Consider the following 25,657-nt stretch of genomic DNA (forward strand, 5'->3'; position numbering starts at 1 on the left):
GACCACAGTGAGCGCAGCGAACGGAGGGAGTTTGGCGCCGCTGAGCCGCGCAGTGAGCACCGAGGGGAGTCGGCTCGAAGAGCCGACCCGCGAACCATGAGCCCGGCGGCGGGCCGAGCCACCGCAGCGAGAACGACGAGCACAACGAAGGTCCGCAATGCGCCGGCCCCCGGCCCGGTTCAAGCCTTGATCTGCAGCAGACGCGAAATCTGGCCGGCAGCGTCGAGCAGGCGGGGCAGGGTGTGGGCCAGCAGCTGGTCGGGGGAGCGGCGGTTCACTTGGGAGCCGACATTGAGCGCGGCGATCACGTGGCCGTTGCGGTCGGTGATGGGTGCTGCGAGTGACACCAGGCCGTCCTCGAGCTCCTGGTTGACGAGGCACCAGCCCTGGCGGCCGGCTTGCTGGATGCGCTCGCGCAGATCGGGCAGGTTGGCCACGGTGCGGCCGGCCAGCGGGGCGATGTGGATGTTGCTCAGCTGTGATTCGAGTGCCGTGGGCGGCAGGCTGGCCAGCAGGACGCGGCCCATGGAGGTACACCAGGCCGGCAGGCGGCTGCCCACGCCGAGGTTGATGCTCATGATCTTGCGCGCCGGCACGCGCAGCACGTAGACGATGTCCTGGCCTTCCAGCACCGCGGCCGAGACGCTCTCGCCCAGTTCGGCGGCCAGTTGCTGCATCACCGGCTCGGCGAACTGCCACAGCGGCTGCGAGGACAGGTAGGCAAAACCGAGGTCCAGGATCTTGGGGGTCAGGGCGAACAGGCGGCCATCGCTCTTCACATAACCCAGAGTTTCCAGGGTCAGCAGGATGCGGCGGGCGCCGGCCCGCGTCATGCCGCAGCGGCGCGCCACCTCGGTCAGGGTCTGGCGCGGTGCGCTGGCGTCGAAGGCACGGATCACCGACAGACCGCGGGCAAAGGACTGCACATAGCTGTCCCCGGGCTTGGGTGCGGTGGCGTCGGGCGCGCTGGCGTCATCGTTCATGGGCGGCAGTATAGGGATGGGCCTGCGCTTCACCGCCCTGCCGCTGTGACCGACGGCAGCGGCCCGAAAAACTGGCTAACATCGCGCCCGCAGTCTTTCCCCCAGTGAGTGAGGAGTTTTTTGTCATGGCCATGGATGTTGTCGATTTTGAGATCAAGGGCGCCGAGATGCAGTTCGTCGAGGTCGAGCTCGACCCGGGCGAAGCCGCCATCGGCGAGGCTGGCAGCATGATGTTCATGGATGCCGGTATCTCCATGGACACCGTCTTCGGCGATGGCGCAGCCAGCCAGGGCGGCTTTTTCGGCAAGCTGCTGGGCGCGGGCAAGCGCCTGATCACCGGCGAATCGCTGTTCACCACCATCTACACCAACCAAGGCTCGGGCAAGCAGCGCGTGGCCTTTGCCGCCCCCTACCCGGGCAAGATCCTGCCCATGGATCTGCGCCAGCTCGGCGGCACCCTGATCTGCCAGAAGGATGCCTTCCTGTGCGCGGCCCGCGGCGTGTCCCTGGGCATCGCCATCCAGCAAAAGCTGGGCACCGGCTTCTTCGGCGGTGAAGGCTTCATCATGCAAAAGCTCGAAGGCGATGGCCTGGCTTTTGTCCACGCCGGTGGCACCGTGGTGCGTCGCACCCTGGCGCCCGGCCAGACCTTGCTGGTGGACACCGGCTGCGTGGTGGCCTACACCCCGAGCGTGGATTTCGAGATCCAGTACGTTGGCAAGATCAAGACCGCGCTGTTCGGCGGCGAGGGCCTGTTCCTGGCCAAGTTGACCGGCCCCGGCGAGGTCTGGCTGCAGAGCCTGCCCTTCTCGCGCCTGGCTTCGCGCATCTTTGCTGCTGCCCCGCAGAACGGCGGACGCCGGGAAGAAGGCTCGGTGCTCGGCGGCTTCGCGGCCGGCGCGGCAGGCGCGGGCATCCTGGGTGGCCTGCTCGGCGGCGACGACGAGTGAGCGAGGGCTGCGCGCCGATCCCCTGCACTGCGAGCGGCCCCGGGCCGCTCTTTTTTTGTTCGGTTTTTTGAGCCGCGTCGCGGTTTCGCCTTCACCATCCCGACATGCCTGTTCAATCCATGAGCCGTGTGGCCGACGCCTTCTGGCGTGCGGCCGCCTACTGCCTGCATCCGCGGGTGATCGCCCTGTCCCTGCTGCCCCTGCTGATCGCGGCCGGTCTGGCCTTCGGCCTGGGCTACTTTTTCTGGGAGCAGGCCGTGGACGGCATGCGCGCGCAGCTGGAGTCCTGGCGCCTGATCGAGTCCTTGCTGGGCTGGCTGGACCATGTCGGTCTGGGCGGTTTCCGCTCGGCCCTGGCGCCCTTGCTGGTGCTGGCCCTGGCCCTGCCGGTGCTGGTGGTGCTGAGCCTCTTGCTGGTGGCCTTGCTGCTGACGCCCACCGCCGTCAATCTGGTGGCGCAGCGACGCTTTCCGCTGCTGGAGCGCAAACGGGGTGCGTCCTTTGTGCATTCGCTGCTGTGGTCGCTCGCTCATGGAGTGGCGGCGCTGCTGGCCTTTGTGATCAGCCTGCCTTTCCTGCTGATTCCACCCCTGGTGCTGATCGTGCCGCCGCTGATCTGGGGCTGGCTGGGTTACCGGGTGTTTGCCTACGACGCCTTGTCCGAGCACGCCTCGGTGGCCGAGCGGCGTCAGCTGCTGCGCCTGCACCGCCTGCCCCTGCTGGGCCTGGGCCTGCTGACGGGCTACCTCGGTGCCGCGCCGGCAGCGATTTGGGCGTTTGGCGTGATGGCCGTCGCCTTGGCGCCGTTTTTGATCCTGGCCTCGATCTGGCTCTACACCCTGGTTTTTGCTTTTTCTTCCTTGTGGTTCACGCATTACTGCCTGGCTGCGCTGCAGGAGCTGCGCCTGAGCCGCTCGGCCGCGGCGCCCGGACCCTCGGGCCTGGTTCTCGATGCTGCAGCTCCCACCCCTACACCCCCATTGCTGCCCAAGGCTGACGCATGAACACCCCCTCGGTTTTGACCCCTCGGCCCAAGATCGGCCTGATCATCATTGGCGACGAGATTTTGTCCGGCAAGCGCCAGGACAAGCACCTCAGCAAGTTCATCGAGATCCTGGCCGCGCGCGGCATGAGCCTGGACTGGGCCCAGTACCTGGGCGATGACCGTGCTCACATCAGCGCCCGGCTGCGCGAGGCCTTCGCCAGCGGTGACCTGGTGATCAGCTGTGGCGGCATCGGCGCCACGCCGGACGACCACACCCGCCAGGCCGCGGCTGCCGCGCTCGACCGCGAGCTGGCCCTGCATCCCGAGGCGCGCGCCCTGATCTGGCAGCGCATCCAGGACATGGCGGCAGAGAAGGGCGAGTCGGTCGACCCCGAACACCCCGACACCTTGCGCCGCCTGGAGATGGGCGTGTTCCCGGTCGGCGCCGACATCATCCCCAACCCCTTCAACAAGATCCCGGGCTTTTCGGTCGGCACGGTCTACTTCGTGCCCGGCTTCCCGGTGATGGCGCACCCGATGATGGAGTGGGTGCTGGACCAGCGCCACGCCGATCTGCAGCGCCCGGTGCAGCGCCAGGAGCTCTCGCTGATCGTGCAGGGCGCCATGGAGGCCAGCCTGACCCCGCTGATGGAGCGGGTGGAGGCGGAGTTCCCGGGCATCAAGGTATTCAGCCTGCCCAGCGTGGACCACCCGCAGTGGGGCCGCCATATCGAGCTGGGCGTCAAAGGCCCGGCGGAACAGATGGACGCGGCCTACCAGGCACTGAAAAGCGGCGTGATCCAGTTTGGTGCCTCGGTGAGCACTGAATTGGTGCGTTGAGCCGCCTGACCTTGCACTATTTTGGTGATTGTCTCGTGATTTCTTGACTGGCCGCCCTGTTCCGGGGCCGGGCCTCGGCCCATAATCCCGGGGCTTTGGGGCCGGATGCACCGGTGCAGCGCAGGGCTTGCGGGGCTGGGCCCTGAGGGCTGACGCAAAGCGCACGAGCAGCCCAAAGTTGGCACACAAACTGCTTAATCAAAGGCTGCGCGGCCTGAGTCTGTTCGAGCAGTGCAAGCCAAACAAATACCTACGCATCCGCAAGCTTTCTCCCGCTACTTACCCGTTTAGGAGTTTCTGATGGCCAAGACCGTCGCCGACGTGATGAAGATCGTCAAGGAAAACGAAGTCAAGTTTGTTGACTTCCGTTTCACCGACACCCGTGGCAAGGAACAGCACGTGACCGTGCCGGTTTCGCACTTCGACGAAGACAAGTTCGTCTCCGGCCATGCTTTCGACGGCTCGTCCATCGCAGGCTGGAAGGGCATCGAAGCCTCGGACATGCTGCTCATGCCCGATCCGAACACGGCCAATATCGACCCCTTCTTCGAAGAGCCGACCCTGATCCTGTCCTGCGACGTGGTCGACCCGGCCGACGGCAAGGCTTACGAGCGCGATCCCCGCTCCCTGGCCAAGCGCGCGGAAGCGTACCTGAAGGCCTCCGGCCTGGGCGACACCGCCTACTTCGGTCCTGAGCCCGAATTCTTCATCTTCGACTCGGTGCGTTGGGCCAACGACATGTCGGGTTCCTTCTTCAAGATCGAATCCGAAGAAGGCGCCTGGAACACCGGCAAGGAATACGAGCACGGCAACACCGGCTATCGTCCGACCGTCAAGGGTGGCTACTTCCCCGTGCCCCCGGTCGACAGCGGCCAGGACATGCGCTCGGAAATGTGCTTGATCCTGGAACAACTGGGCATCCCGGTTGAAGTGCACCACCACGAAGTGGCGAACGCGGGCCAGATGGAAATCGGCACCAAGTTCAGCTCTCTGGTCGAGCGCGCCGACTGGACCCAGCTGCAAAAGTACGTGATCCAGAACGTGGCCCATGCCTACGGCAAGACCGCCACCTTCATGCCCAAGCCCCTGGTCGGCGACAACGGCAGCGGCATGCACGTGCACCAGTCCGTGTGGAAGGACGGCAAGAACCTGTTCGCCGGTGACGGCTACGCCGGTCTGAGCGACTTCGCCCTGTACTACATCGGCGGCATCATCAAGCACGCCCGTGCCCTGAACGCCATCACCAACCCCGGCACGAACTCGTACAAGCGCCTGGTGCCTGGCTTCGAAGCCCCGGTGAAGCTGGCCTACTCGGCCAAGAACCGCTCGGCCTCGATCCGCATCCCCTACGTGGCCAACCCCAAGGGCCGCCGTGTCGAGGCGCGCTTCCCCGATCCTTCGGCCAACCCCTATCTGTGCTTCGCAGCGCTGCTGATGGCCGGTCTGGACGGCGTGGAAAACAAGATCCACCCGGGCGAAGCCGCCACCAAGGACCTGTACCACCTGCCGCCGGAAGAAGACGCACTGGTGCCCACCGTCTGCCACAGCCTGGACCAGGCCCTGGAAGCGCTGGACAAGGACCGTGCCTTCCTGACCAAGGGTGGCGTGTTCACCGATGCTTACATTGACGCCTACATCGATCTGAAGATGCAGGAAGTGACCCGCCTGCGCATGGCGACCCACCCGGTCGAGTTCGACATGTACTACGCACTGTGATGGCCGCCGGCCCTCAGCGTGCCGTGATGTGCGCTGCAGGCCGGGCTTTCACGAGCCGCAAGGCTCAACGCAAAGGACGGCCTCGGCCGTCCTTTTTCATGCCCGGCCCGGGTTCCTCGCCTGTGGGTTGCGCAGGACAAGGCGGGATTCAGCGGGTTTGTGCGTTGACTGCGGGCACAGCACATGGGCCACAATCGCGCCATGTTGATCCGATCCGCTTCGCCGATGACTTCGATCCGCAAGAGTGCCCGAGCCGGTCTGCCGAAATGGGCCGTTTGGAGTGCGGGCGCGCTCATCTCGGCCCTGGCCTCGGGTGCTCAGGCCCAGGGCACGGTCTACCGCTGCCCCGGCCCGCCGGTGCTCTACACCGATGCCTTGTCGGCCAAGGAAGCGTCGGAGAAGGGCTGCCGCACCATCGAGGGCTCGCCCATCACCGTGGTGCAGTCGCCCAAGCCCAAGGCAGGCTCGGCAGGCACGGCCGGGGGCTCGCATGGTGAAGCCAGCAGCACGCCCGCGGCGCGCAGCAGCAGCGACGGCGGCCGGGTCGACCCGAACCAGCAGCGCAGCCGCGACAACGAGCGCCGCCGTGTGCTGGAAACCGAGCTGCGCGAGGCCGAGGAGCGCCTGGCCACCACGCAGCGTGAATACGCCGGCGGCAACGCCGAGCGTCGCGCCGACGAGCGCAACTACCAGCGCTACCTGGACCGCATGGCCGAGCTCAAGGCCAGCATCGCGCGCCAGGAGAGCGATGTCGCGGCGCTCAAACGCGAAATCAGCAAGCTGCCGTCCTGAGGCCCGGCGATCGTCGCCGGTCTGGGGCGCGCGCAGCGGCACCCAGGAGTTGTTCTCATGAGCCCCAGTGCTCCCACCCATTCCGTGCCTCTGACCGAGGCCGAGCGGACACCGCCGGTGTTCGATGCCCTGGACATGCTGGCCACCATGGTGGCCGTGGTCCGCCCGGACGGCGAATGCCTGTTCGCCAACACCGCGTTTGAAAACGTCATGGGCCTGTCGCGCCGCGCCGTGCAGCGCAGCAGCCTTTACGACTGGTTTGCCGAAGCCGGCCGCCTGCGCGACACGGTCGAGGGCGTGGCCCGCAACGCCTATTCCAGCAGCCGCTTCGATGCCTTGCTGCGCCGTGGCGTGCGCCCGCACGAGGTGCTGGTGCCGGTGCACGTGATCGTCTCGCAGCTGGAGGCCGGTTCGGCCGCGCCGCGCGGCGGTGATCTGGTCTTGATCGAGCTGATCGAGAACGCCCAGCAGACCCGCCAGGACCGCGAAGAGCGCACGCTCGACCAGGTGCAGGCCACCAAGGAACTGACCCGCAATCTGGCGCACGAAATCAAGAACCCGCTGGGCGGCATCCGCGGCGCCGCGCAGCTGCTGGCCATGGAGCTGGCACCCACCGAGATGGGGGCCGAGCTCAGCGAGTACACCCAGGTCATCATCCATGAGGTCGATCGCCTGCAGAGCCTGGTCGACCGCCTGCTGGCCCCGCACCGCCACGCGCCGGTGGTGGCCGATGTCAACATCCACGAGGTTTGCGAGCGGGTGCGCGCCCTGGTGCTGGTCGAGCATCCGCGTGGCCTGTCGATCAAGCGCGATTACGACACCTCGCTGCCCGATTTCCGCGGTGACCGCGAGCAGCTGATCCAGGCCGTGCTCAACATCGTGCAGAACGCGGCCCAGGCCTTGCAGACGCGCATGGCGGCCGGTGATGCCTGCATCACCTTGCGCACGCGGGTGGCCCGGCAGGTGACGATTGGTAAACAGCGCTGGCGCTTGGCATTGGAATTGCATGTCGAGGACAACGGCCCCGGAATTCCGGCCGAGATCCGTGATCGCATCTTCTTCCCCCTGGTCTCGGGGCGAGAGGGCGGTTCCGGCCTCGGCCTGACGCTGGCGCAGACGATCGCCCAACAGCACCAAGGCATGATCGACTGCGAAAGCGAACCGGGCCGGACCGACTTTCGCATCACCTTGCCCCTGCCCTAGAGGGAACCAGCCGCATGAAATCCATCTGGGTTGTCGACGACGATCATTCCATCCGCTTCGTGCTGGAAAAAGCCTTGAGCCGCGAGGGCTTGCCCGTGCGCAGCTTCAGCAACGCCCGCGATCTGCTGGCCGCGCTGGAAGAGGACAGCCCGCAGGTGCTGGTGTCCGACATCCGCATGCCCGGAGGCTCAGGTCTTGACCTGCTGGCCAAGGTCAAGGCCCGCCTGCCGCATCTGCCCGTCATCATCATGACGGCCTACTCCGATCTTGACAGCGCCGTCGCCGCCTTCCAGGGCGGTGCGTTTGAATACCTGCCCAAGCCTTTTGACCTGCCGCGTGCGGTCGAGCTGATCCGCCGCGCCCAGGAAGAAAGCCAGCGCGAGGCCGTGGCCGATGAGGCCGCCGCGCAAGTGCCCGAGATGCTGGGCCAGGCGCCCGCCATGCAGGATGTCTTCCGTGCCATCGGCCGGCTGAGCCAGAGCCATGTGACGGTATTGATCACCGGCGAATCGGGCTCGGGCAAGGAACTGGTCGCGCGCGCCCTGCACAAGCACAGCCCGCGCGCCGAGGGCCCGTTTGTCGCCATCAACACGGCCGCCATTCCCAAGGACCTGCTGGAGAGCGAGCTCTTCGGGCATGAGCGCGGCGCCTTCACTGGCGCGCAGGCCACGCGGCGTGGCCGCTTCGAGCAGGCCGACGGCGGCACGCTCTTTCTCGATGAAATCGGCGACATGCCGCTGGAGCTGCAGACGCGGTTGCTGCGCGTGCTGTCCGACGGCCAGTTCTACCGCGTCGGCGGCCACAGCCCGCTGCGCGCCAATGTGCGCGTGATCGCTGCCACCCACCAGAACCTGGAATCGCGCGTGCGCCAGGGCGCCTTTCGCGAAGACCTGTTCCACCGCCTCAATGTGATCCGCCTGCGCCTGCCGCCGCTGCGCGAGCGGCGCGAAGACATCGGCGTGCTGGCGCGCTTCTTCCTGCAGCGCAGCGCCACCGAGCTGGGCGTGGAAACCAAGCGCCTCAGCGAAGCCGCCCTGGCCCAGCTGCTGGCCTTTGATTTCCCCGGCAATGTGCGCCAGCTGGAAAACATCTGCCACTGGCTCAGCGTCATGGCGCCCAGCCAGGTGGTCGAGGCCAAGGACCTGCCGCAGGAGCTGCTGCATGCGCCTGGCAGCGGCAGCGAGCCTGCACTGGAGCGGGGCGAGGAGGGCGGCGCCCTGGCCGAGGGGCCGGGTCAGGGCCAAGCCTTGCCCCAAACTGGGGCGAGCGTTGGCGCGCCGGCGCCAGCTGCAGCGCCCTTGTCTGGTGCATCTGCTGCGCACGAAGCCTGGGTCATGGAAATGGCCCGCGAAGCGCGCCGCCTGCTGGCCGCCGGTGAGCCCGAAGTCTGGGAGCTGCTGAGCCGCCGCTTCGAAGCCAGCCTGATCACCGCCGCGCTGGAGCTGACCCACGGTCGCCGAATTGAGGCGGCCCAGAAGCTGGGCATCGGCCGCAACACCATCACGCGCAAGATCCAGGAGCTGGGTCTGGACGTCTGAGGGCAACGGGCTTGATTTCGCGCAAGCCGCAGATCCTGCGAGACCTCTGCCGTTCAATCGCCTCGTAACATTCACAGTCTCGAAGTAGGCAGGAGCAAGCATGAGCAACGTCAATTCAAGATCATCGCGTTGCCTTGCCGCTGTTGGCGTCGCCCTGGCTTTGGTGGCGGGAGGCGCTTTTGCCGACAAGCCGAGTTGGGCAGGCGAAGGCAAGCACAAGGAAGGCAAGGATCGGAGCAAGGAGCAGCATCACCGCGAACAGAGGCTCGACGCTGAACGGCTTGGCGGTTCGGTCGCTTTCAGTTTCAGCGGAGAAGATCGTCGCATTGCCATGGACTACTACGGGGCTCAGGCATCCAAAGGTAAATGCCCGCCCGGTCTTGCGAAAAAGAACAATGGTTGCCAAGCGCCGGGGCAGGCGAAGAAGTGGCAAAAGGGTCGGCCACTCGGCAAGGATGTTGTGTACCTTGAGTTGCCCAGGGAACTGCGCTTGCGCCTGCCTGCGCCGCCTCCCAATCATCGCTATGTTCAGGTTGCAGGAGACATTCTGATGATTGCGATTGGTACCAGCATGGTGGTTGATGCCATAGAAGACATCTTGCGCTAAGGCCGGCGCTCGTGGCAGGTGGCGTGGGTTGACCTGTTTTCTGCCTCGAGCGGCATTCTGGACTGGCCACTTTCGTGTTCTCCCTCTGTCGCGAGGCAAGGGCCGTCCCTGCGCAAGACCCTTGAGCGATGGATGCAAGCATGGCCGGCTCCGTGGGAGAGGAAGCCGGCGGAACGTGCTGTGACGTGGACGCAGGGCGTCAGGTCGCGCCGGCCGCCGCGGCTTGGTTTGGACTCATGAACAGGGTGTGCCATCGCTTGCTCGGCTCGCACTGCGGGCTTGCGGCGGGTGTTGAAGTACTGGCAAACATGCGCCAGCGAACGCGGCTCTGCATGGCCCAAGGTGTTTGTCCCATGCAGGGCAAACACGTTCTAGGCGAGTTCAGGACCGACGGTCAGAATGACTTTGATTCCACTTCCCGGTGTGTCGAGCCGAGTTGGCATGTTAATCGTGTGCTGTTGGACGCCATACGGTCAATCCGGCGTTGGGAAGTACCTTTCATTTGATGGAGCGTAGGAAGCATGAGCGGACTTTTCAATTGGCGTGAGGTGCCGGCCCGGGATGGGCAGGCGGTGCAGACGGACGAGCGCCTGCCCTGGCCGCAGACGCTGGCCATGGGTTTGCAGCATGTGATCGCCATGTTCGGCGCCACCGTGCTGGCGCCCCTGCTGATGGGCTTCGACCCCAATGTCGCCATCCTGATGAGCGGCATCGGCACGCTGATCTTCTTCCTCATGGTGGGCGGCCGCGTGCCCAGCTATCTGGGATCGAGCTTCGCCTTCATCGGCGTGGTGATCGCCGCCACCGGCTACACCGGCTCGGGACCTAACGCCAATATCGGACTGGCCCTGGGCGGCATCATCGCCTGCGGCGCGGTCTATTTCGCCATCGGCGCCCTGGTGTCCTGGCTGGGTACGGGCTGGATCGAGCGACTGATGCCGCCGGTGGTGACCGGCGCCGTGGTGGCCGTGATCGGCCTCAACCTGGCCGCCATCCCGATCAAGAACATGGCCCCCACCGGCTTCGATGCCTGGATGCAGGGCGCCACCTTTCTGAGCGTGGCCCTGGTCGCGGTGTACAGCCGCGGCATGGCCCAGCGCCTGCTGATCTTGCTGGGCCTGCTGGCGGCCAGCCTGCTCTACGCGCTGTTGACCAATGGCCTGGGCCTGGGCAAGCCGATCGACCTGTCGGGTGTGGCCAGCGCCGCCTGGGTGGGCCTGCCGCGTTTTGCCAGCCCGGTCTTCGAGCCCCAGGCTTTGCTGCTGATCGTGCCCGTGGTGGTGGTGCTGGTGGCCGAGAACCTCGGTCACCTGAAAGCTGTCAGCGCCATGACCGGCCGCAACCTTGATGCCGACATGGGCCGCGCCTTCATGGGCGACGGCCTGGCCACCATGGTCAGCGGCGCCGCCGGCGGCACCGGCGTGACCACCTATGCCGAGAACATCGGCGTCATGGCCGCCACCCGCATCTACTCCACCGCCATCTTCGTGATCGCCGGCCTGCTGGGCGTGCTGCTGGGCTTCAGCCCCAAGTTCGGGGCGCTGATCCAGGCGATTCCGCTGGCTGTGATGGGCGGCGTCAGCATCGTCGTCTTCGGCCTGATCACGGTGGCCGGCGCCAAGATCTGGGTGGACAAGCGGGTGGACTTCAGCGACAGCCGCAATTTGCTGGTGGTGGCCATCACCCTGGTGCTGGGCACGGGCGACTACACCTTGAAGCTGGGCAGCTTTGCGCTGGGCGGCATTGGAACGGCCACCTTCGGCGCCATCCTGCTCTATGCACTTCTCTCTTTTGGTCGCAAGGACTGAGTTTCTTCAGGCTGCCCCCGCCCGCTTGTCGAGGTAGACGCCCAGGCCTTGGGCGTTCAGCTCGATGTCCATCTCCAGCAAGCCCAGCTGCGCCACCAGGCTTTGCGTGCAGCCATGGGCATGCAGACGCGGCAGGTAGATGGCCTCCAGCCCGGTTTTCAGGAAGGCATGGCGTTCGGGGCTGGCGCCGACCGGGGCAGCATGGGCCAGGGCCACCATCTCGTCGATCTGCTCGCGCAGCAGCTGGCCCAGGCGCTGCACCTCGGCCACGCTGCCGCCGACGCGGCTGTAGTGGGTCAGGAACATCTGCGTGGGCAGCAAAGCCAGCATGCGATCCATCGAGGCCTTCAGCGCCTCGGGCTCGAACTGCACCGGCGTGCTGGTCGGCAGGGCCCAAGCACCTTGCGCGGTGTCGAACTCGCGGTAGCTCAGGCCGAAGGTGTCGCCGGTGAAGCAGCCGTGGCTGTGCGCGTCCCAGATGCAGTGGTGGTGTCGCGCATGGCCTGGGGTGTCCAGCAGCAGCAGGGGCCGGCCGGCCAGGTGCAGGGTCTCGCCATCGCTGCTGGCCTGGGCCCGCTCGGCCGGCACCGGCACGAGGCGGCCGTAGGAGCGCTGCATCTCGGCCTCGCCGTAAACAGCCTTGGCGCCCATATAGAGCGCGGTCGGGTCGATCAGATGGCGCAGGCCACGCGGATGCACGACCAGGCGCGCCTGGGGCAGGGACTGCATCAGCAGGCCCACGCCGCCGGCATGGTCCAGATGCACATGGGTGGGGATCACCCAGTCCACCGCCTCCGGGCCCAGGCCCAAGTCGCCCAGTGCCGCCAGCAGGCGCGGCACCGCGTGGTTGGTGCCGGTGTCGATGAAGGCGGCGCGGCCGGCCTCCACCATCAGGTAGGCGGCGTCGAACTGCGGGCGCTGAAAGCCGGTGTCGATGGCATAGATGCCATGGCCGAGGGGCTGGACAAAATCGTGCATGGCGGGTGTGTCTCCGGGCTCACTCCTAGAATCCGCCCACCTTAACTGATCTCAAACCTGAGCGACGCTGCCATGGCCGTGCATGAAATCCTGAAGATGGGTGACCCGCGCCTGCTGCGCGTGGCCCAGCCGGTCACCCACTTCGGCACGCCCGAGCTGCGCAGCCTGATCGCCGATATGTTCGAGACCATGAAGGCCGCCAACGGCGCCGGCCTGGCCGCGCCGCAGATCGGTGTGGACCTGCGCCTGGTGATCTTTGGCTACCAGAGCAATGTGCGCTATCCGGACGCGCCGCCCGTGCCGCCGACTGTGCTGATCAACCCCGAGATCGAGCTGCTCGGCGCGGCCGATGAAGAGGGCTGGGAGGGCTGCCTCTCGGTGCCGGGTCTGCGCGGCGTGGTGCCGCGCCACGCACGCCTGCGCTACCGCGGCTTTGACGCCGAAGGCCAGGCCTTCGAGCGCGAGGCCGAGGGCTTCCATGCCCGCGTGGTCCAGCATGAATGCGACCACCTCGACGGCATCCTCTACCCGATGCGCGTCAAGGATTTCAGCCGATTCGGATTTACTTCGGTGCTGTTCCCGGAGCTGGACCCGGCGGCGGACGACTGAGACGCTCCTTTCGGGCGCGTGGCCTGCACCTCGCGCCCGGCGCGGTGATTCTTTGTAAAGACGGTCCTCCGCCGCGCCCGATGGCGCGTTGAACGCAGGTCACAGGAGCTTGTCATGAGAATCACTGCTGCCCGAAATTTCTCACCCGCCTCTGCGCTGCTCGGGGCCTGGCGCCAGGGTTTGTGTCTCGCCGTGGTGGTGCTGGGCCTGATCGGCGGGCCCGCGGCCCAGGCCGATCCGGCCAACGCCGGCGACCCGCCCACGCGGGCCGGCCGGGTCTCCGAGGTGATCGGTGAGGCCTGGCTGTTCGATGCCGAGGCCAAGGAATGGACGCGGGTGACGCGCAACCAGACCATTTCCGAGGGTGATCGCCTGCGCACCGACGATCGTTCGCGCGTCAGCCTGCGGGTCGGCTCCACCAGCTTCTGGCTCGATGAGCGCAGCGATCTGGAGATCAGCCAGCTCGACGAGGGTCGCGTGCTGCTGCTCCTGGCCAAGGGCGATCTGGGCCTGCGCCTGCGCTCACAGGAGGCCGTCAACGAGTACAAGGTGCAGACCCGCGAAGGCCTGTTCTTCGCCGAGCGCGAGGGCCTGTACCGTGTCGAGCAGCTGGATCGCGGCAGCCGCGGTTTTGCCCTGCAAGGCCGCTTGCGCTTTGAATCGGGCAAGGGCGAGAACGTGCTGCCGGTCTGGCTGCAGGACGGCGAGCAGGCGGAATTCTGGTGGGCCGGCGGCCCGCGCACCGAGCGCCAGCGCCTGCAGGGTGATGGCTTCATCGACTGGCTCAGTGCGCAAAGCCGCGCCGAAGGCGACAGCGTCAACCTGGGCCTGAGCCAGCGCTATGTCTCGCCCGAGATGACGGGCGCCGAAGACCTGGATCGCCACGGCCGCTGGGAGCAGTCGCCCGAGCATGGCGCGGTCTGGATTCCCACCGTGGTGGTGGCCGATTGGGCGCCGTACCGCTACGGCCGCTGGGTCTGGACCCGCCACTGGGGCTGGAGCTGGGTCGATGACGCGCCCTGGGGTTTTGCGCCTTTCCACTACGGCCGCTGGGTCAGCTGGGGTGGCCGCTGGTGCTGGTCGCCGGGCCGCTATGTCGCGCGCCCGGTCTATGCCCCGGCCCTGGTCGCCTGGGTCGGTGGCCCGGCCGTGTCGGTGGGCATCAGCATCGGCGGCGGCGTGCGCCCGCCGCGCCCGCACTACGGCTGGTACCCCCTGGCCCCGCGAGAGGTCTATGTGCCCGGCTTCCGCCACAGCCCCGGCTATGTGGCGCGGCTGAACAACCATTTCGACCGCGACCCGGTCACGGTGAACAAGCCGCGCAGCAACCGCGAGATCGGCGGCGCCATCAGCTATCTGCCCGGCTCAGGCGGCCCGGTGCGGGCCATGCCGGTGGCCGAGGCCGGCCCGGTCCGCGCCTTGCCGGCGCCGCCCGCCCGCCAGGACCTGGCTGCCGTGCTGCCGCAGCGCCCGAGCCCGGCCCCGGGCCTGGACTCGGTCCAAGGCCGCAACCCGGCCGAGGTGCCCTGGCGCAACGACAACCTCGGCCAGCGCCGCCGCGAGATCCAGCGCGAGGCAGGGGCTGATGTGCCGGCCCGTGAGCCGCGTGAGCCGCGTGAAGCAAGGGAAGGGCGCTTCAACGGCCCGCAGCGCAACGAGATGGGCAGCAGCCTGCCCAGCCGGGAGCCGCTGCCTGGCCAGAACGGCCCGGTCCAAGCCAACCCTTCGCCCTCGGCCGCGCCCGAGCTGCCCTGGCGCGGTGGTGCGGCGCGTGTGGAACGTGTGGAGCGTGAGCGTGAGCGTGAGCGTGAACGCGCCAACCCCTCGCTGCCCCAGATTCAACCCGCTCAGCCGCCGGCCGCGCAGATTCAGCAGATGCCGCAGGTGCCCCAGGTCCCCCAGGTGCAGAGCGAGCCCGCGCCGCGGCCCTGGGCCGATCGCATCGGTGAGCGCGGGGACCGTGGCGATCGCGGTGAGCGTGCCGGCCCGCCAAGGCCCGAGCGCCAGATCGAGCGCCCCACGGAGCGCCCAATGGAACGCCAGATCGAGCGCCCCCGCTCGGCCGAGCCTGCGGCCCTGCCGCAGCGTGCGCCGCAGGCCGCACCGCCGCAGCCGGCCCCGCGCAGCGAGCCGCAAGGCCCGCAGCGTGGCCATCAGGACGGGCCGCCGCGTCGCAACGGCGATCGCCGCGATATGGAGCGCTGAGCTTCACCACCTTCCGCCGTCTCAGCCCAAGCGCTGCCGTCCTCCCGGGCGCAGCGCTTTCTTTTTTTGTTTCAGCGGGCGCTCAGAGCAGGGGCAGCAACACCGGCCAGACCTGGTCCAGCATCAGCGGATGGGCCTTGGCCAGGGGGTGGATGCGGTCGGGCTGGAACCAGCTCTCGGCATCGGGTTTTTCGGCGAAGCCGGCCAGCAGGAAGGGCGTCAAGGCGATTTTCTCGGCCTTGGCCACCTCGGGGAACAGGCTCGCAAATTCGCGCGCATAGCTGGCGCCGTAATTGGGCGGCACCTGCATGCCCACCAGTTGCACTTTGGCGCCGGCGGCCTTGCCGGCGCGCACCATGGCCAGCAGGTTCTCGCGGCTGCTGGCCAGGGGCAGGCCGCGCAGGGCGTCGTTGCCGCCCAGCTCGATGATCAGCACGGCCGGCTTGTGCAGCTTGAGCAAGGGCTCGAGGCGCGCGCGGCCGCCGGCCGTGGTTTCGCCGCTGATGCTGGCATTGACGACCTGGTAGCGTCGGCCTTGCGGCAGCTTGTGGCCGGCCAGCTTCTGCTCCAGCAGGGCCACCCAGCCCTGACCGCGGGCCAGGCCGTATTCGGCCGAGAGGCTGTCGCCCAGCACCAGCAGCTTGCGCTCGGAAGTCGCCGTGGCTTGGATCTGGGCGATCGCCGACCCTGCGAAAGCCAGGCCAAGGATGCAGGCGCTACAGTGCAGGGCTTGCTTCAGCACGCTGCGCCGCGCGGCTGTCGCGGGCGTCTTCGTCCAGTCCTTTGTCATTCCTTGGGGTTCTTCCGTCATGTCCGAAATTCTTGTGGAAGTCGATCACATCAACAAACGGGTGCGTGATGCGACCGGTGAGCTGGGCATTCTGCATGACATCAGCTTTTCGCTCCGGGCGAGGGAATCGGTGGCCATCGTCGGTGCCTCGGGCTCAGGCAAGAGCACCTTGCTGGCCATCCTGGCCGGCCTGGACACGCCCAGCAGCGGCACGGTGCGCTTGCGTGGCCAGGATCTGTTTGTGCTGGACGAAGACCAGCGCGCCGCGGTGCGCGGCGCCGAGCTCGGCTTTGTGTTCCAGAGCTTCCAGCTTCTGCCGAACCTGACCGCGCTGGAAAACGTGATGCTGCCGCTGGAGCTGCGCGGCGATCCGCAGGCCCGCAGTCTGGCCACGCAGATGCTGGGTCGGGTGGGGCTGTCCGAGCGATTGGGCCATTACCCGCGCGTGCTCTCGGGGGGAGAGCAGCAGCGCGTGGCGCTGGCGCGCGCCTTTGTGCAGCGGCCCGCCCTGCTGCTGGCCGACGAGCCCACCGGCAGCCTCGATTTCGCGACCGGTGCGGCGGTGATGGAGCTGATGTTCGAGCTGAACCGGGAAGCCGGCACCACCCTGGTGCTCGTCACCCACGATCTGGCGATTGCGCAGCGCTGCCAGCGGCAGTTGCGCATCGAAGCCGGCCGCTTGCTCGAGCAGACCGGTCAGCAAGCGGCAGAACCTGCAGCAGCAGCCGTTTAGCGGCGGTTGCGCGCACGCTGGCGCAGCCGCCGCCAGCGTTCGCCGCGGATCACGGCCCACCAGCCGATGTACACGATGAAATAGGCCGCAGCTCCGAGCGTGAGTCCGGCCAGGGGCAGGCCGATCAGCAGCGGCTCTCCCAGGGCCTGCACCCAGGCCCAAGCCGAGGGCAGCCAGCTGGAAGGCTCGCTCCAGGTGATGGCCAGCATCTCCGGCGTGGCGATCGGCCCGTTGTGCCCCGAGGCCAGGCGGCCCAGCGCGATGGCCAGGCTCCAGATCGGCACCAAGGTGAAGGGATTGGTCAGCCAGGTGGCCGCAATGGCTGCGGCCACATTGGCGCGGCAGATGATGGCCAGCACAGCCGCGAGCACCATCTGGGTTGGCAAGGGGATGACGCCGATGGCCAGGCCCACGGCCACGCCGAGGGCCACGCGGCGTCGGTGTGCGACCCACAGCCAGGGACGCGGGGCCAGGTAGTGGCCCAGCCAGCGCAGACCCGGCGTGTCGGCCAGGGTGTCCGGGTGGGGCAGGATGCGGCGGGCGAGGCGGGAGGCAGGCAAGCGAGAACCTCGGCGGGCGGGCAGGGTGGGTGGCGTGTTTCGCTCATGAAAAACCCGCGGACGCCGAAGGGCGTTGCGCGGGTTCTGATCCTGCAGGTCTTGGTGCGGACCTCAGGCGCTGCGGGCCGAGAAGCCGCCGCCCAAACTCAGGGTTTGAGCGCGCGGCCGCGGGCGCGCAGCGCAATGGCACATCAGTTGGCGAACTTGTAGTCGGTCTTGGCCTTGCTCTTCAGCTCTTGCTGGAAGGCGCCGACCTTCTGCTGTTGCAGGCGCTGCAGAATCTGAGCCTTGACGTCGTCGAAGGCCGGGAACTGGGCTTCGCGTGTGTCTTCGACCTTGATGATGTGGAAACCGTACTGGGTCTTGACCGGCGCGTCGGTCATTTCGCCCTTCTTCAGCTTGGTGATGGCTTCGGCGAACTCAGGGACATAGCTGCTGGGCTTGGCGAAGTCCAGGTCGCCACCATTGGCGGCCGAGCCGGTGTCCTTGGAGTTCTTGCTGGCCAGCTCTTCGAACTTGGCGCCACCCTTGATCTGGGCGATCAGGGCCTTGGCGTCGTCTTCCTTCTCGACCAGGATGTGGCGGGCGCGCACTTCTTCGCCGCTGTTCTGGGCCTTGAATTTCTCGTACTCGGCCTTGGCGTCGGCTTCGGTGACGGGGTTCTTCTTGGCGTAGTCGGCGAACAGTTCGCGGATCAGGATGCTCTGACGGGCCAGTTCCATCTGGGCCTTGTAGTCGGCGCTGGCCGGGATGCCGCGCTTCTCGGCTTCCTGCATGAAGATCTCGCGCAGCACGACTTCATCCTTGACCTGGGTTTCCAGCTCCGGCGTGCGGGGCTGTTGGCCGCTCTTGGTGACTTGGCCGATCAGCTGCTCGGCGCGTGCCTTGGGCACGGCTTTGCCGTTCACGATGGCGAGGTTCTGCGCGCTGGCCGACATGGGCAGGAGCGCAGCGGACAGGGCCGCGACGGAGGCGGCAAGCACAAACTTCTTCATGGGTAGGGCTTTAGGCTAAAAAAATGCGCCGTATCGGCGCTGATCGATTGTGTGAAGAATCAGTTTTCTTGGGGTGTGCTGGCGTCGATCGCCAGCGCATGGATGCCTTGCTGCATCAACTCACCCAACGAATGATATACGAGCCGATGGCGCGCCACGCGGCCCAGGCCGGCGAAGCGGCTGCTGCAGATGCGCACGGAGTAATGCCCACCTTCCCGGGCACCGGCGTGGCCGGCATGGAGGTGGCTGTCATCCTGCACCTCGAGCGATTCGGGGCTGAGGGCGGCTTGCAGCCGGGCATGGATTTCCTGGCTCAGGGCGGGGTGACTCATGCCTGGGGTCCTTGGGCTTCCTGGGCCGTGGGCTTCTCGTCGGCCTTGTCTTCGGCCGGCGGCTCGGGCAGGTGGCGGCTCAGGTAGACGCCCTGGGCCACGGTGAACACCAGGATCAATCCGGTGACGCCGAAGACCTTGAAGTCGGCCCAGGTCGAGGTCGTGAAGTTGTAGGCCACGTAGAGATTGGCAATACCGAGGGTGGCGAAGAACAGCACCCAGGCGCGGTTCAGGTTCTGCCAGACAAAGGCGGGCAGCTCCAGCTCTGCACCCAGCATCTTCTGAATCAGGTTCTTCTTGAAGAACTGGGCCGAGCCCCAGAACACCAGGGCCATGCCCCAGTACAGGCCGGTGGGCTTCCACTTGATGAAGGTTTCGTTGTGGAACCAGATGGTCGCCCCGCCCAGCACCACGACCAGGGCTAGGCTGATCCAGAGCATCAGGTCGATCTTCTTGCCGCGCAGCTTGAGCAGCAGGGCCTGGGTCAGCGTGGCCACCATCACCACCAGAGTGGCCAGCAGCACGGCGGCTTCTTCGGTGCCGACCTTGCCGCCCGAAACCATGAAACCGAAATGCTCGGTGGCAAAGGCCGCGGCCCAGTCCTTGTGGGCCTCTGCGTACTTGAAGGTGGCAAAGAACAGGATCAGCGGCAGAAAGTCGAGCAGGAGCTTCATGTGCAAGAGCGGCGGGGCGTTGGGCCTCGCGGGGAATTCGTCAACAAGCAGCCGCGAAGGGAGTCCTCAAGGCTTGGGCGCGAAGTCTATCGCGGCGGAGTTGATGCAAAAGCGTTCGCCCGTGGGTTCAGGGCCGTCCGGGAAGACATGGCCCAGGTGGGAGCCGCAGTTGTTGCAGCGCACTTCGATGCGCACCATGCCGTGGCTCTCATCGACGATTCGCTCGATCAGCTCCGAGTTGACCGGCGCCCAGTAGCTGGGCCAGCCGCAGCCGGCATCGAACTTGGTCTCGGGCGCGAACAGCGCTTCGCCACAGCCGACGCAGCGGTAGAGGCCGTTCTTCTCGAAATGGTCCCAGTACTTGCCGGTGAAGGCGCGTTCGGTGCCGGCCTGGCGGGCCACCTGGTATTGCATCGGGTCGAGTTGGGCGCGCCATTCGGCATCGCTCTTCTGCACCGGGTACTGTTTTTTGGGGTCGCTCATGATGAACAGGAAACCTCCAGGGTGTGGGCCCAGTCGGGCGGGAAGGCCGCGTCGCTGGCCTGCGTGGGTTCGTCAAACGGCCGCTGCAGCACCTGCAGCAGGCGCTGGGTTTCGGAGAAATCACCGGCCTGGGCGGCGCGGATGGCGCCCTCGGCCAGATGGTTGCGCAGCACCACGGCCGGGTTGACCGCGCACATGGCCGCCTGACGCGGGCCATCCTGGCTGGCCTCGGCCTGCAGGCGGCTGCGGTAGCGCTGGGCCCAGGCCTCGAAGGCCTCACGGTCCAGGAACAGGTCACGCAAGGCGCCGGGGTCATCGTGCAGGCCGAGCTGGCTGAGCCGGCGGTGCGCGATGGTGTAGTCCACCTGGGTGGCGGCCAGCAGGCGCAGCCAGTCGTCGATCAGGGCGGTGTCTTCGGCCTGCGCGCTGTGCAGGCCCAGCTTGGCCCGCATCAGGGCGATGAAGCGCTCGCTGAAGGCCTGCTTGTAGGGCTCGATCGCATCGAGTGCGCGCTCGCTGGCGGCCTCGGAGGCTTCGCCCTCGTTCTGGATCAAGGGCAGCAGGGCCTGGGCCAGGGCATGCAGGTTCCAGAAGGCCACGCTGGGCTGGCGGGCAAAGGCATAACGGCCTTGGTGGTCGGAGTGATTGCAGATGTGGCCGGGGTCGAAGCCGTCGAGGAAGCCGAAGGGGCCGTAGTCGATGGTCAGGCCCAGCATGGACATATTGTCCGTGTTCATCACCCCGTGGCAGAAGCCTACGGCCTGCCAATGGGCGAGCAGGCTGCCGGTCTGGCGCGCCACCTGCTCCAACAGGGCGATGTAGGGCGCGCCCGATTCGAGGCAGGCCGGCGCATGCTCGGCGATGAAGTGATCGGCCAGCTGGCGCAGCTGCGCCGGCTTCTGGTGGTGAGCGAAGTGCTCGAAATGGCCAAAGCGCAGAAAACTCGGTGCCACTCGGGTGACGATGGCGGCAGTCTCCAGGCTCTCGCGCCGCACCGGCAGGGCCGAAGCGCTCAGCGCCAGGGCGCGGGTGCTGGGGATGCCCAGCGCGTGCATGGCCTCGGAGCAGAGGAACTCGCGGATCGAGGAGCGCAGCACGGCGCGGCCGTCGCCGCGGCGCGAGTAGGGCGTGAGGCCGGCGCCCTTGAGCTGCAGCTCCAGGCTGCCGCTGGGCGTGGTGATCTCGCCCAGCAGGTGCGCGCGGCCATCGCCGAGCTGACCGGCCCAGACGCCGAACTGGTGGCCGCTGTAGACGCTGGCCAGGCTGCGCATGCCGGGCCAGGCGGCATTGCCGCTGAGCACCTGCAAGGCGTTCCAGTCTTCGCGCTGCCACCAGTTCTCGGGCCAGCCGAGCTCGGCCGCGCAGCTGGCGCTGTGCGCCACCCAGACCGGTTGCGGCATGCCTTGCGGCGGCAGCTCGGTGAAGAAGGCCGGGCCCAGGCTGGCGAAACGGTTCCGCCAGTGTTCGGCCTGGGGCGGCGAGGCGCTTGGAAAACTCATGGGCTCAGTGTAGCCAGCCACCCCTGGCCTCAGGGGCTGTGGGGCTGCTGGAGCGGCACTGCCAGCGGCCGCTCGGCCCTCGCACAGCCAGCCCCCTGGCCGAGGGGCTGGCGCTGCCTGTCCACGCCTGGGTGGACCCTATACTTTGCCGGCTTTGCCCATCCCGCCCGGCCCAGCTTGTCGCCCCGGGTGATCGCCTTTGTTCTCTGACCGCGCTCTTGCCGCCACTGCCCATGTCCACGCCCAAGCTGATTGCCACCAGTCTGTTGACCGCTTGCCTGCTCGCAGCCTGTGGTGGAGAGAGTTATGACAGCCTGATGGCCTCGGCCAAGACCTCGATCGGCAAGGGCGACAGCAAGACCGCCATCATCCAGCTCAAAAACGCCTTGCAGAAGTCGCCCGAGTCCGGTGAGGCTCGTTTCATGCTGGGCAAGGCCTTCCTCGACGTCGGCGACAGCCGCTCGGCCGAGGTCGAGCTGGGTAAGGCGATCGCGTTGAAGTTCGCGGCCGACCAGGTCGTTCCCCTGATGGCCCGCGCCCAGGTGGCCAATGAAGCGTTCAAGGCGTTGATCGAACAGCAGGGCAACACCAAGCTCGGCGATCCCAAGTCGCAAGCCGATCTGCTGACCTCGCTGGCCATCGCTTTTGAGTCGACCGGTGCTTCGGACAAGGCCCATGCGGCCATTGCCGAAGCTCTGCAGCTGCAGCCCGAGTACCCGCCCACGCAGACCCTGCAAGTGCGCATGAAGGCGCGCGATGGCGACTTCACCGGGGCCCTGCAGATGATCGACAGCCTTTTGCAGCGCGACCCCAAGCTGGCCGAGGTCTGGCGGCTCAAGGGTGACATCCTGATGGTCAACCGGCGGGTCGAGGGCGCCCAGGCGCTCGCCGCGGCGGCCAGTGCCGGCGTGGCCGGCGCCAGTTCGGCGCCGGAGGCTGGCAGCGCGTTGACCGGCACGGCCAAGACTGCAGTCGACGCCTACCGCGAGGCCATCAAATTGCAGCCCGGCGATGCCGCGGCCCACACCGGCCTGCTCAATTTCTGGCTGGACAACGGCGACCTGCCGGCCGCCACCGAGCAGCTGGCTGCACTCAAGAAGGTGCTGCCCAGCCACCCGCAAACCGTGTATTTCGAAGCCCTGCTGAGCTTCCGCCAGCGCGATTTCAACCGCGCCCGCGAGCTCAGCCAGCAGCTGCTCAAGCAGGCGCCCGAGAACCCCCTGGCCCTGCAGCTGGCCGGCGCGGTCGAGTTTGAGCTCAAGGGCTATGTGCAGGCCGAAGAGCATCTGGGCAAGGCCCTCAAGCTGGCGCCCAATCTGGGCATCGCCCGCCGCATGCTGACCCAGGTCTACCTGCTGACCGGCCGGCCCGCGCGCGCCGTGGCCGTGATCTCACCACTGCTGCAAAACGGCAATGTGGTGGACGCCCAGCTCTTCTCCCTGGCCGGCGAGGCCTACCGCCAGAACGGCGATGACAAGAAGGCCGCGGCCTTCTTTGCCCAAGCCGCCAAGCTCAACCCCGGCGATATGCGCAGCCGCACCCAGCTCGCCCTGGGCAAGGCCGGCACGGCCTCGCCCGAAGAGGTGCTGGCCGAGCTCAAGACCATTTCCGATGCCGACCCCAGCACCGTGGCCGATGTGGCTTTGATCCGCGCCCACCTGCAGCGCCGCGACCTCGACAAGGCCCTGTCCGCGATCGAGGTGCTGGAGCGCAAGCAGCCCAACAAACCCATGGCTCACAATCTGCGCGGCCTGGTCTACCTGGCCCGCCGCGATGTGCCGGCCGCGCGCAAGAGCCTGGAACAAGCCCTGAAGGTGGACGCCACCTTCTACCCGGCCGCCGCCTTGCTGGCCTCGCTGGATCTGAACGACAAGCAGCCCGCGGCGGCCAAGAAGCGCTTCGAGGCCTTGCTGGTGGCTCAGCCTGACAACGTCAACGCCCAACTGGCCCTGGCCGAGCTGCATGAGCAGGCCGGCGGCACCAAGGCCGAGGTCGAGGCCATGATCACCAAGGCCATCACCACCAAGCCCAATGCCCCCGCAGCGCGCGTGGCACTGATCGATTTCCAGCTGAAGTCGCAGAACCTCAAGGCCGCGTTGAGCGCTGCCGAGCAGGGCGTGGCTGCCTTGCCGGAGAGCCCCGAGCTGATGGAGGCTCAAGGTCGCGCGCGTGCCCTGGCTGGCGAATACCAGCAGGCGCTGGAGTCCTTCAATGCCCTGGCCCGTGCCCAGCCGCGCTCGCCGCTGCCGTCCCTTCGTCTGGCCGAGGTCTATGTGGCCTTGAAGAAATACCCCACGGCCATCGGCCACCTCAAGCGTGCGCTGGAGCTGGCCCCTGACAACCTGGTCGTGCAACGCCGTCTGGGTGAGCTGCAGCTGAGCAATGGCGAGGTCAAGGAGGCGCTCGCCACCGCCGCCGCCCTGCAAAAGCGCGCGCCGGGCTCGCCCCTGGGCTACAGCCTGGAAGGCGATGTCCAGGCCCAGCAGAAAGCCTGGGCACCGGCCGCCGCCGCCATGCGCCGCAGCCTGGACAAGGCGCCCGACAGCACCATCGCCAGCAAGCTGCACTACGTGCTGAGCGCTGCCGGCAATAAGGCTGAGGCCGACAAGCACACGGCCGACTGGATCAAGGCCCATCCGGACGATGCCGAGTTTCTGTTCTACATCGGTGGTGTCGAGCTGACCCAGGGCCAGCTGCAGGCAGCCGAAGCGCGCTTTGCCGCCGTGCAGAAGCTGCAGCCCGAAAACCCGGCCGTGCTCAACAACCTGGCCTGGCTGGGCATGAAGCTCAACAAGCCCGGCGCCTTGGCCCTGGCCGAGAAGGCGGTGCAGCTGGCGCCCAAGCAGGCGCCTTTCCTGGACACCTTGTCCTCGGTGCTGGAGGCGGAGAACAAGCTGCCGCGCGCCATCGAGGTGCAGACCCAGGCCCTGGAGCTGCAGCCGCAGAACCACGAGCTGCGCCTGCGTCTGGCCAAGCTCTACCTCAAGTCGGGTGACAAGCGCCTGGCCGCGGCCGAGCTGAACCGCCTGGCCACCGTGGGCAAGCAGTATGGCAACCAGGCTGAAGTGCAGCAGCTGCTGCGCGGGCTCTGAAGCGCTTTATTTGGAGTTGCCTGGCGACGGTGCCAGCCAGGCCAGCAGCTGCCGGCTGATCGCCGGGCTGCTGAGCAGCTGCAGGTGACCGGTGCGGTAGGCGATGTGGCGCGCCTCGGGCGCGAAGTTCAGGCGCAGGGTGGGGTCCTCATGCTCGCCCAGGGCGCTGCGCAGAGGCACCAGGCCATCGCCAAGCAGGCGGTCGGCCATAGGGCTGCGCTTGGTGGCCGTGGTGCCGGCCAGCGCGTAGCAGGCGATGCCGGCCGGCAAGGGCAGGGCTTGGTGCGGCACAGGGCCCGCGGCAAAGCGGTCGCGGCCCTGCCAGTCGGCGTCCTGCACCAGACCGTGGCGCAGGTCGGTGATGCCGGCGCTGCGAAGCTGGCCCAGGCGGGCCAGCGGGGCGCTGTGGCGGTTGCTGCCCAGCAGCAGGTCCACCCAATGCCCGGCCCGCTCCAGCGGCGCACCTTGGTGCGGTGAACCCAGGAAGACCAGGCTGTGCAGCTGCCCTGGCCAGCTCAGGCCTTGGTCTTGCGCCCGCTTCACGGCGCTGCGTGCCACCAGGCCGCCCATGCTGTGGCCGACGAGGGTGATGCGTTTGACCGGCACCGGCCAGGCGTCTACCGTTTGCTGCAAGAGCTGAGCCAAGTCTCGGCCGTTCTCCGAGATATGGCGGCCCGAGTTGTAGCGCAGGTAGAGCCGGCTGGCGCCCAGGGCGCGGGCCAGGACCTCGCCATGGTCATGGCTGTGCCCGCCTTCGCTCACGCTGCGCCACTGCAGGTCGTTCATGCAGAGGCCGTGGATCAGCAGCAGCAGGTGGCCCGTGGGCGCGGCGCTGAGTGCATCCGGGTTCTGCACCGTCATGGCCAGGGCCAGCGGGTTGCCACTCTCGGCCAGATGGTCGCCCATCACGCCGTTGAGTGCGGCCAGCAGGGCCAGGCGCTGGGGCGAGGGCTCGCCGGCCTCCTGCGATTCATCGGCCGGCCAGGTGGCCAGCAACTGGTCGACACCTCGGCCCAGCAGGCGTGTGCTGCCGCGGATGCTGCGGTAGACCAGGCCGGTCAGGCCGGCGCTGCGGGTTTTTTCTTCCTCGCGGCGGCCCTGCAATCCCAGCCGTGACCAGACGGCCTGATGCATGCCCTCGACGATGTCGGTCACGCCCAGCGTGCCCTGGGTGGCCAGCTGGGCCAGGCCGCGCAGCTCGCGGGCGCTCAGCAAATGGGTGGCCTTGCGGCGTGTGGGCTTGGGCATGGCAGCAGGCGGGCGGATGACAAGAGATCACGCCGCG

23 protein-coding genes are annotated in these 25,657 nt (G+C 67.4%); 13 read left to right on the top strand and 10 right to left on the bottom strand.

Annotated features, from left to right (window positions below; all coding sequences use genetic code 11):
* Positions 1 to 179 precede the first annotated feature (179 nt).
* Positions 180 to 983 (bottom strand): IclR family transcriptional regulator domain-containing protein, encoded by an 804-nt coding sequence (locus tag AC1Q6P_RS14605; RefSeq protein ID WP_492664748.1) that lies wholly within the window; start codon positions 981 to 983, stop codon positions 180 to 182.
* A gap of 125 nt (positions 984 to 1,108) precedes the next feature.
* On the opposite strand from AC1Q6P_RS14605, the gene AC1Q6P_RS14610 reads away from it, so the two are divergent.
* The 9 genes from AC1Q6P_RS14610 (at position 1,109) to AC1Q6P_RS14650 (ending at position 11,422) form a co-directional block, all read left to right on the top strand.
* Positions 1,109 to 1,933 carry a TIGR00266 family protein gene (locus AC1Q6P_RS14610; protein WP_102766623.1) on the top strand — a complete coding sequence of 275 codons (825 nt, stop codon included), beginning with the start codon at positions 1,109 to 1,111 and terminating at the stop codon, positions 1,931 to 1,933.
* A 104-nt stretch (positions 1,934 to 2,037) separates the two neighbouring features.
* The gene (locus tag AC1Q6P_RS14615; RefSeq protein WP_492664747.1) at positions 2,038 to 2,937 is read left to right on the top strand and encodes an EI24 domain-containing protein; all 900 of its coding nucleotides are present in this window, start codon (positions 2,038 to 2,040) and stop codon (positions 2,935 to 2,937) included.
* Positions 2,934 to 3,758, top strand: a complete 825-nt coding sequence (locus tag AC1Q6P_RS14620) for a competence/damage-inducible protein A (RefSeq protein WP_492664746.1) — start codon at positions 2,934 to 2,936, stop codon at positions 3,756 to 3,758. Before AC1Q6P_RS14615 ends, AC1Q6P_RS14620 begins: the two co-directional genes overlap by 4 nt.
* Positions 3,759 to 4,058: 300 nt before the next feature.
* Positions 4,059 to 5,474, top strand: coding sequence for a type I glutamate--ammonia ligase (glnA, locus tag AC1Q6P_RS14625; protein WP_102766434.1), 1,416 nt, complete (start codon positions 4,059 to 4,061; stop codon positions 5,472 to 5,474).
* Between the two features lie 201 nt (positions 5,475 to 5,675).
* Entirely contained in the window at positions 5,676 to 6,266 is a 591-nt protein-coding gene (locus AC1Q6P_RS14630) for a hypothetical protein (RefSeq protein WP_492664745.1), read from the top strand.
* Between the two features lie 57 nt (positions 6,267 to 6,323).
* Entirely contained in the window at positions 6,324 to 7,469 is a 1,146-nt protein-coding gene (gene glnL, locus AC1Q6P_RS14635) for a nitrogen regulation protein NR(II) (protein WP_171826948.1), read from the top strand.
* Between the two features lie 14 nt (positions 7,470 to 7,483).
* Positions 7,484 to 9,007 (top strand): nitrogen regulation protein NR(I), encoded by a 1,524-nt coding sequence (gene ntrC / locus AC1Q6P_RS14640; RefSeq protein WP_492664744.1) that lies wholly within the window; start codon positions 7,484 to 7,486, stop codon positions 9,005 to 9,007.
* 100 nt (positions 9,008 to 9,107) lie between these two features.
* On the top strand, positions 9,108 to 9,614 hold the full coding sequence (locus AC1Q6P_RS14645; RefSeq protein ID WP_492664743.1) for an RcnB family protein: 507 nt from the start codon (positions 9,108 to 9,110) through the stop codon (positions 9,612 to 9,614).
* A gap of 521 nt (positions 9,615 to 10,135) precedes the next feature.
* Positions 10,136 to 11,422 (top strand): solute carrier family 23 protein, encoded by a 1,287-nt coding sequence (locus AC1Q6P_RS14650; RefSeq protein ID WP_492664742.1) that lies wholly within the window; start codon positions 10,136 to 10,138, stop codon positions 11,420 to 11,422.
* A gap of 6 nt (positions 11,423 to 11,428) precedes the next feature.
* Here AC1Q6P_RS14650 and AC1Q6P_RS14655 read toward each other — a convergent pair whose 3' ends face one another.
* Positions 11,429 to 12,400 (bottom strand): MBL fold metallo-hydrolase, encoded by a 972-nt coding sequence (locus AC1Q6P_RS14655; RefSeq protein ID WP_492664741.1) that lies wholly within the window; start codon positions 12,398 to 12,400, stop codon positions 11,429 to 11,431.
* Between the two features lie 72 nt (positions 12,401 to 12,472).
* Here AC1Q6P_RS14655 and def point away from each other — a divergent pair, with 72 nt between their 5' ends.
* Positions 12,473 to 13,009, top strand: coding sequence for a peptide deformylase (gene def / locus AC1Q6P_RS14660; protein WP_492664740.1), 537 nt, complete (start codon positions 12,473 to 12,475; stop codon positions 13,007 to 13,009).
* A gap of 114 nt (positions 13,010 to 13,123) precedes the next feature.
* On the top strand, positions 13,124 to 15,214 hold the full coding sequence (locus tag AC1Q6P_RS14665; protein WP_492664739.1) for a DUF6600 domain-containing protein: 2,091 nt from the start codon (positions 13,124 to 13,126) through the stop codon (positions 15,212 to 15,214).
* 82 nt (positions 15,215 to 15,296) lie between these two features.
* On the opposite strand, the gene AC1Q6P_RS14670 is transcribed toward AC1Q6P_RS14665, so the two are convergent.
* On the bottom strand, positions 15,297 to 16,004 hold the full coding sequence (locus tag AC1Q6P_RS14670; RefSeq protein ID WP_492664738.1) for an arylesterase: 708 nt from the start codon (positions 16,002 to 16,004) through the stop codon (positions 15,297 to 15,299).
* A gap of 19 nt (positions 16,005 to 16,023) precedes the next feature.
* Here AC1Q6P_RS14670 and AC1Q6P_RS14675 point away from each other — a divergent pair, with 19 nt between their 5' ends.
* Entirely contained in the window at positions 16,024 to 16,737 is a 714-nt protein-coding gene (locus tag AC1Q6P_RS14675; RefSeq protein ID WP_492664737.1) for an ABC transporter ATP-binding protein, read from the top strand.
* Here the strand turns inward: AC1Q6P_RS14675 and AC1Q6P_RS14680 are convergent.
* The 6 genes from AC1Q6P_RS14680 to AC1Q6P_RS14705 form a co-directional block, all read right to left on the bottom strand.
* Positions 16,734 to 17,297, bottom strand: a complete 564-nt coding sequence (locus AC1Q6P_RS14680) for a DUF2062 domain-containing protein (protein WP_165794434.1) — start codon at positions 17,295 to 17,297, stop codon at positions 16,734 to 16,736. The two genes, AC1Q6P_RS14675 and AC1Q6P_RS14680, sit on opposite strands and share 4 nt — an antisense overlap.
* A gap of 191 nt (positions 17,298 to 17,488) precedes the next feature.
* Positions 17,489 to 18,292, bottom strand: a complete 804-nt coding sequence (locus AC1Q6P_RS14685; RefSeq protein WP_102766444.1) for a peptidylprolyl isomerase — start codon at positions 18,290 to 18,292, stop codon at positions 17,489 to 17,491.
* Between the two features lie 59 nt (positions 18,293 to 18,351).
* The gene (locus tag AC1Q6P_RS14690) at positions 18,352 to 18,624 is read right to left on the bottom strand and encodes a BolA family protein (protein ID WP_102766445.1); all 273 of its coding nucleotides are present in this window, start codon (positions 18,622 to 18,624) and stop codon (positions 18,352 to 18,354) included.
* Positions 18,621 to 19,298, bottom strand: a complete 678-nt coding sequence (locus AC1Q6P_RS14695; protein ID WP_492664736.1) for a septation protein A — start codon at positions 19,296 to 19,298, stop codon at positions 18,621 to 18,623. Before AC1Q6P_RS14695 ends, AC1Q6P_RS14690 begins: the two co-directional genes overlap by 4 nt.
* Before the next feature lie 66 nt (positions 19,299 to 19,364).
* Entirely contained in the window at positions 19,365 to 19,781 is a 417-nt protein-coding gene (msrB, locus tag AC1Q6P_RS14700) for a peptide-methionine (R)-S-oxide reductase MsrB (protein ID WP_492664735.1), read from the bottom strand.
* Positions 19,778 to 21,280, bottom strand: a complete 1,503-nt coding sequence (locus AC1Q6P_RS14705; RefSeq protein ID WP_492664734.1) for a protein adenylyltransferase SelO — start codon at positions 21,278 to 21,280, stop codon at positions 19,778 to 19,780. The genes msrB and AC1Q6P_RS14705 overlap by 4 nt, the downstream gene beginning before the upstream one ends.
* 233 nt (positions 21,281 to 21,513) lie before the next feature.
* Between AC1Q6P_RS14705 and prsT the strand changes: the two genes are divergently transcribed.
* Positions 21,514 to 24,372, top strand: coding sequence for an XrtA/PEP-CTERM system TPR-repeat protein PrsT (gene prsT / locus AC1Q6P_RS14710; protein ID WP_492664733.1), 2,859 nt, complete (start codon positions 21,514 to 21,516; stop codon positions 24,370 to 24,372).
* 6 nt (positions 24,373 to 24,378) lie between these two features.
* Here prsT and AC1Q6P_RS14715 read toward each other — a convergent pair whose 3' ends face one another.
* A complete protein-coding gene (locus tag AC1Q6P_RS14715) occupies positions 24,379 to 25,620 on the bottom strand; it encodes an esterase/lipase family protein (protein WP_492664732.1) in 1,242 nt (413 codons plus the stop codon).
* Positions 25,621 to 25,657: the final 37 nt, after the last annotated feature.

It is taken from the genome of Roseateles sp. GW835-FHT13E02 (assembly GCF_058794035.1).

Bases quoted from the DNA above. Each gene is read 5' to 3' on its own strand.
- AC1Q6P_RS14605 (WP_492664748.1), bottom strand. From the start codon at position 983: ATGAACGATGACGCCAGCGCGCCCGACGCCACCGCACCCAAGCCCGGG.
- AC1Q6P_RS14610 (WP_102766623.1), top strand. From the start codon at position 1,109: ATGGCCATGGATGTTGTCGATTTTGAGATCAAGGGCGCCGAGATGCAG.
- AC1Q6P_RS14615 (WP_492664747.1), top strand. From the start codon at position 2,038: ATGCCTGTTCAATCCATGAGCCGTGTGGCCGACGCCTTCTGGCGTGCG.
- AC1Q6P_RS14620 (WP_492664746.1), top strand. From the start codon at position 2,934: ATGAACACCCCCTCGGTTTTGACCCCTCGGCCCAAGATCGGCCTGATC.
- glnA (WP_102766434.1), top strand. From the start codon at position 4,059: ATGGCCAAGACCGTCGCCGACGTGATGAAGATCGTCAAGGAAAACGAA.
- AC1Q6P_RS14630 (WP_492664745.1), top strand. From the start codon at position 5,676: ATGTTGATCCGATCCGCTTCGCCGATGACTTCGATCCGCAAGAGTGCC.
- glnL (WP_171826948.1), top strand. From the start codon at position 6,324: ATGAGCCCCAGTGCTCCCACCCATTCCGTGCCTCTGACCGAGGCCGAG.
- ntrC (WP_492664744.1), top strand. From the start codon at position 7,484: ATGAAATCCATCTGGGTTGTCGACGACGATCATTCCATCCGCTTCGTG.
- AC1Q6P_RS14645 (WP_492664743.1), top strand. From the start codon at position 9,108: ATGAGCAACGTCAATTCAAGATCATCGCGTTGCCTTGCCGCTGTTGGC.
- AC1Q6P_RS14650 (WP_492664742.1), top strand. From the start codon at position 10,136: ATGAGCGGACTTTTCAATTGGCGTGAGGTGCCGGCCCGGGATGGGCAG.
- AC1Q6P_RS14655 (WP_492664741.1), bottom strand. From the start codon at position 12,400: ATGCACGATTTTGTCCAGCCCCTCGGCCATGGCATCTATGCCATCGAC.
- def (WP_492664740.1), top strand. From the start codon at position 12,473: ATGGCCGTGCATGAAATCCTGAAGATGGGTGACCCGCGCCTGCTGCGC.
- AC1Q6P_RS14665 (WP_492664739.1), top strand. From the start codon at position 13,124: ATGAGAATCACTGCTGCCCGAAATTTCTCACCCGCCTCTGCGCTGCTC.
- AC1Q6P_RS14670 (WP_492664738.1), bottom strand. From the start codon at position 16,004: ATGACAAAGGACTGGACGAAGACGCCCGCGACAGCCGCGCGGCGCAGC.
- AC1Q6P_RS14675 (WP_492664737.1), top strand. From the start codon at position 16,024: ATGTCCGAAATTCTTGTGGAAGTCGATCACATCAACAAACGGGTGCGT.
- AC1Q6P_RS14685 (WP_102766444.1), bottom strand. From the start codon at position 18,292: ATGAAGAAGTTTGTGCTTGCCGCCTCCGTCGCGGCCCTGTCCGCTGCG.
- AC1Q6P_RS14690 (WP_102766445.1), bottom strand. From the start codon at position 18,624: ATGAGTCACCCCGCCCTGAGCCAGGAAATCCATGCCCGGCTGCAAGCC.
- AC1Q6P_RS14695 (WP_492664736.1), bottom strand. From the start codon at position 19,298: ATGAAGCTCCTGCTCGACTTTCTGCCGCTGATCCTGTTCTTTGCCACC.
- msrB (WP_492664735.1), bottom strand. From the start codon at position 19,781: ATGAGCGACCCCAAAAAACAGTACCCGGTGCAGAAGAGCGATGCCGAA.
- AC1Q6P_RS14705 (WP_492664734.1), bottom strand. From the start codon at position 21,280: ATGAGTTTTCCAAGCGCCTCGCCGCCCCAGGCCGAACACTGGCGGAAC.
- prsT (WP_492664733.1), top strand. From the start codon at position 21,514: ATGTCCACGCCCAAGCTGATTGCCACCAGTCTGTTGACCGCTTGCCTG.
- AC1Q6P_RS14715 (WP_492664732.1), bottom strand. From the start codon at position 25,620: ATGCCCAAGCCCACACGCCGCAAGGCCACCCATTTGCTGAGCGCCCGC.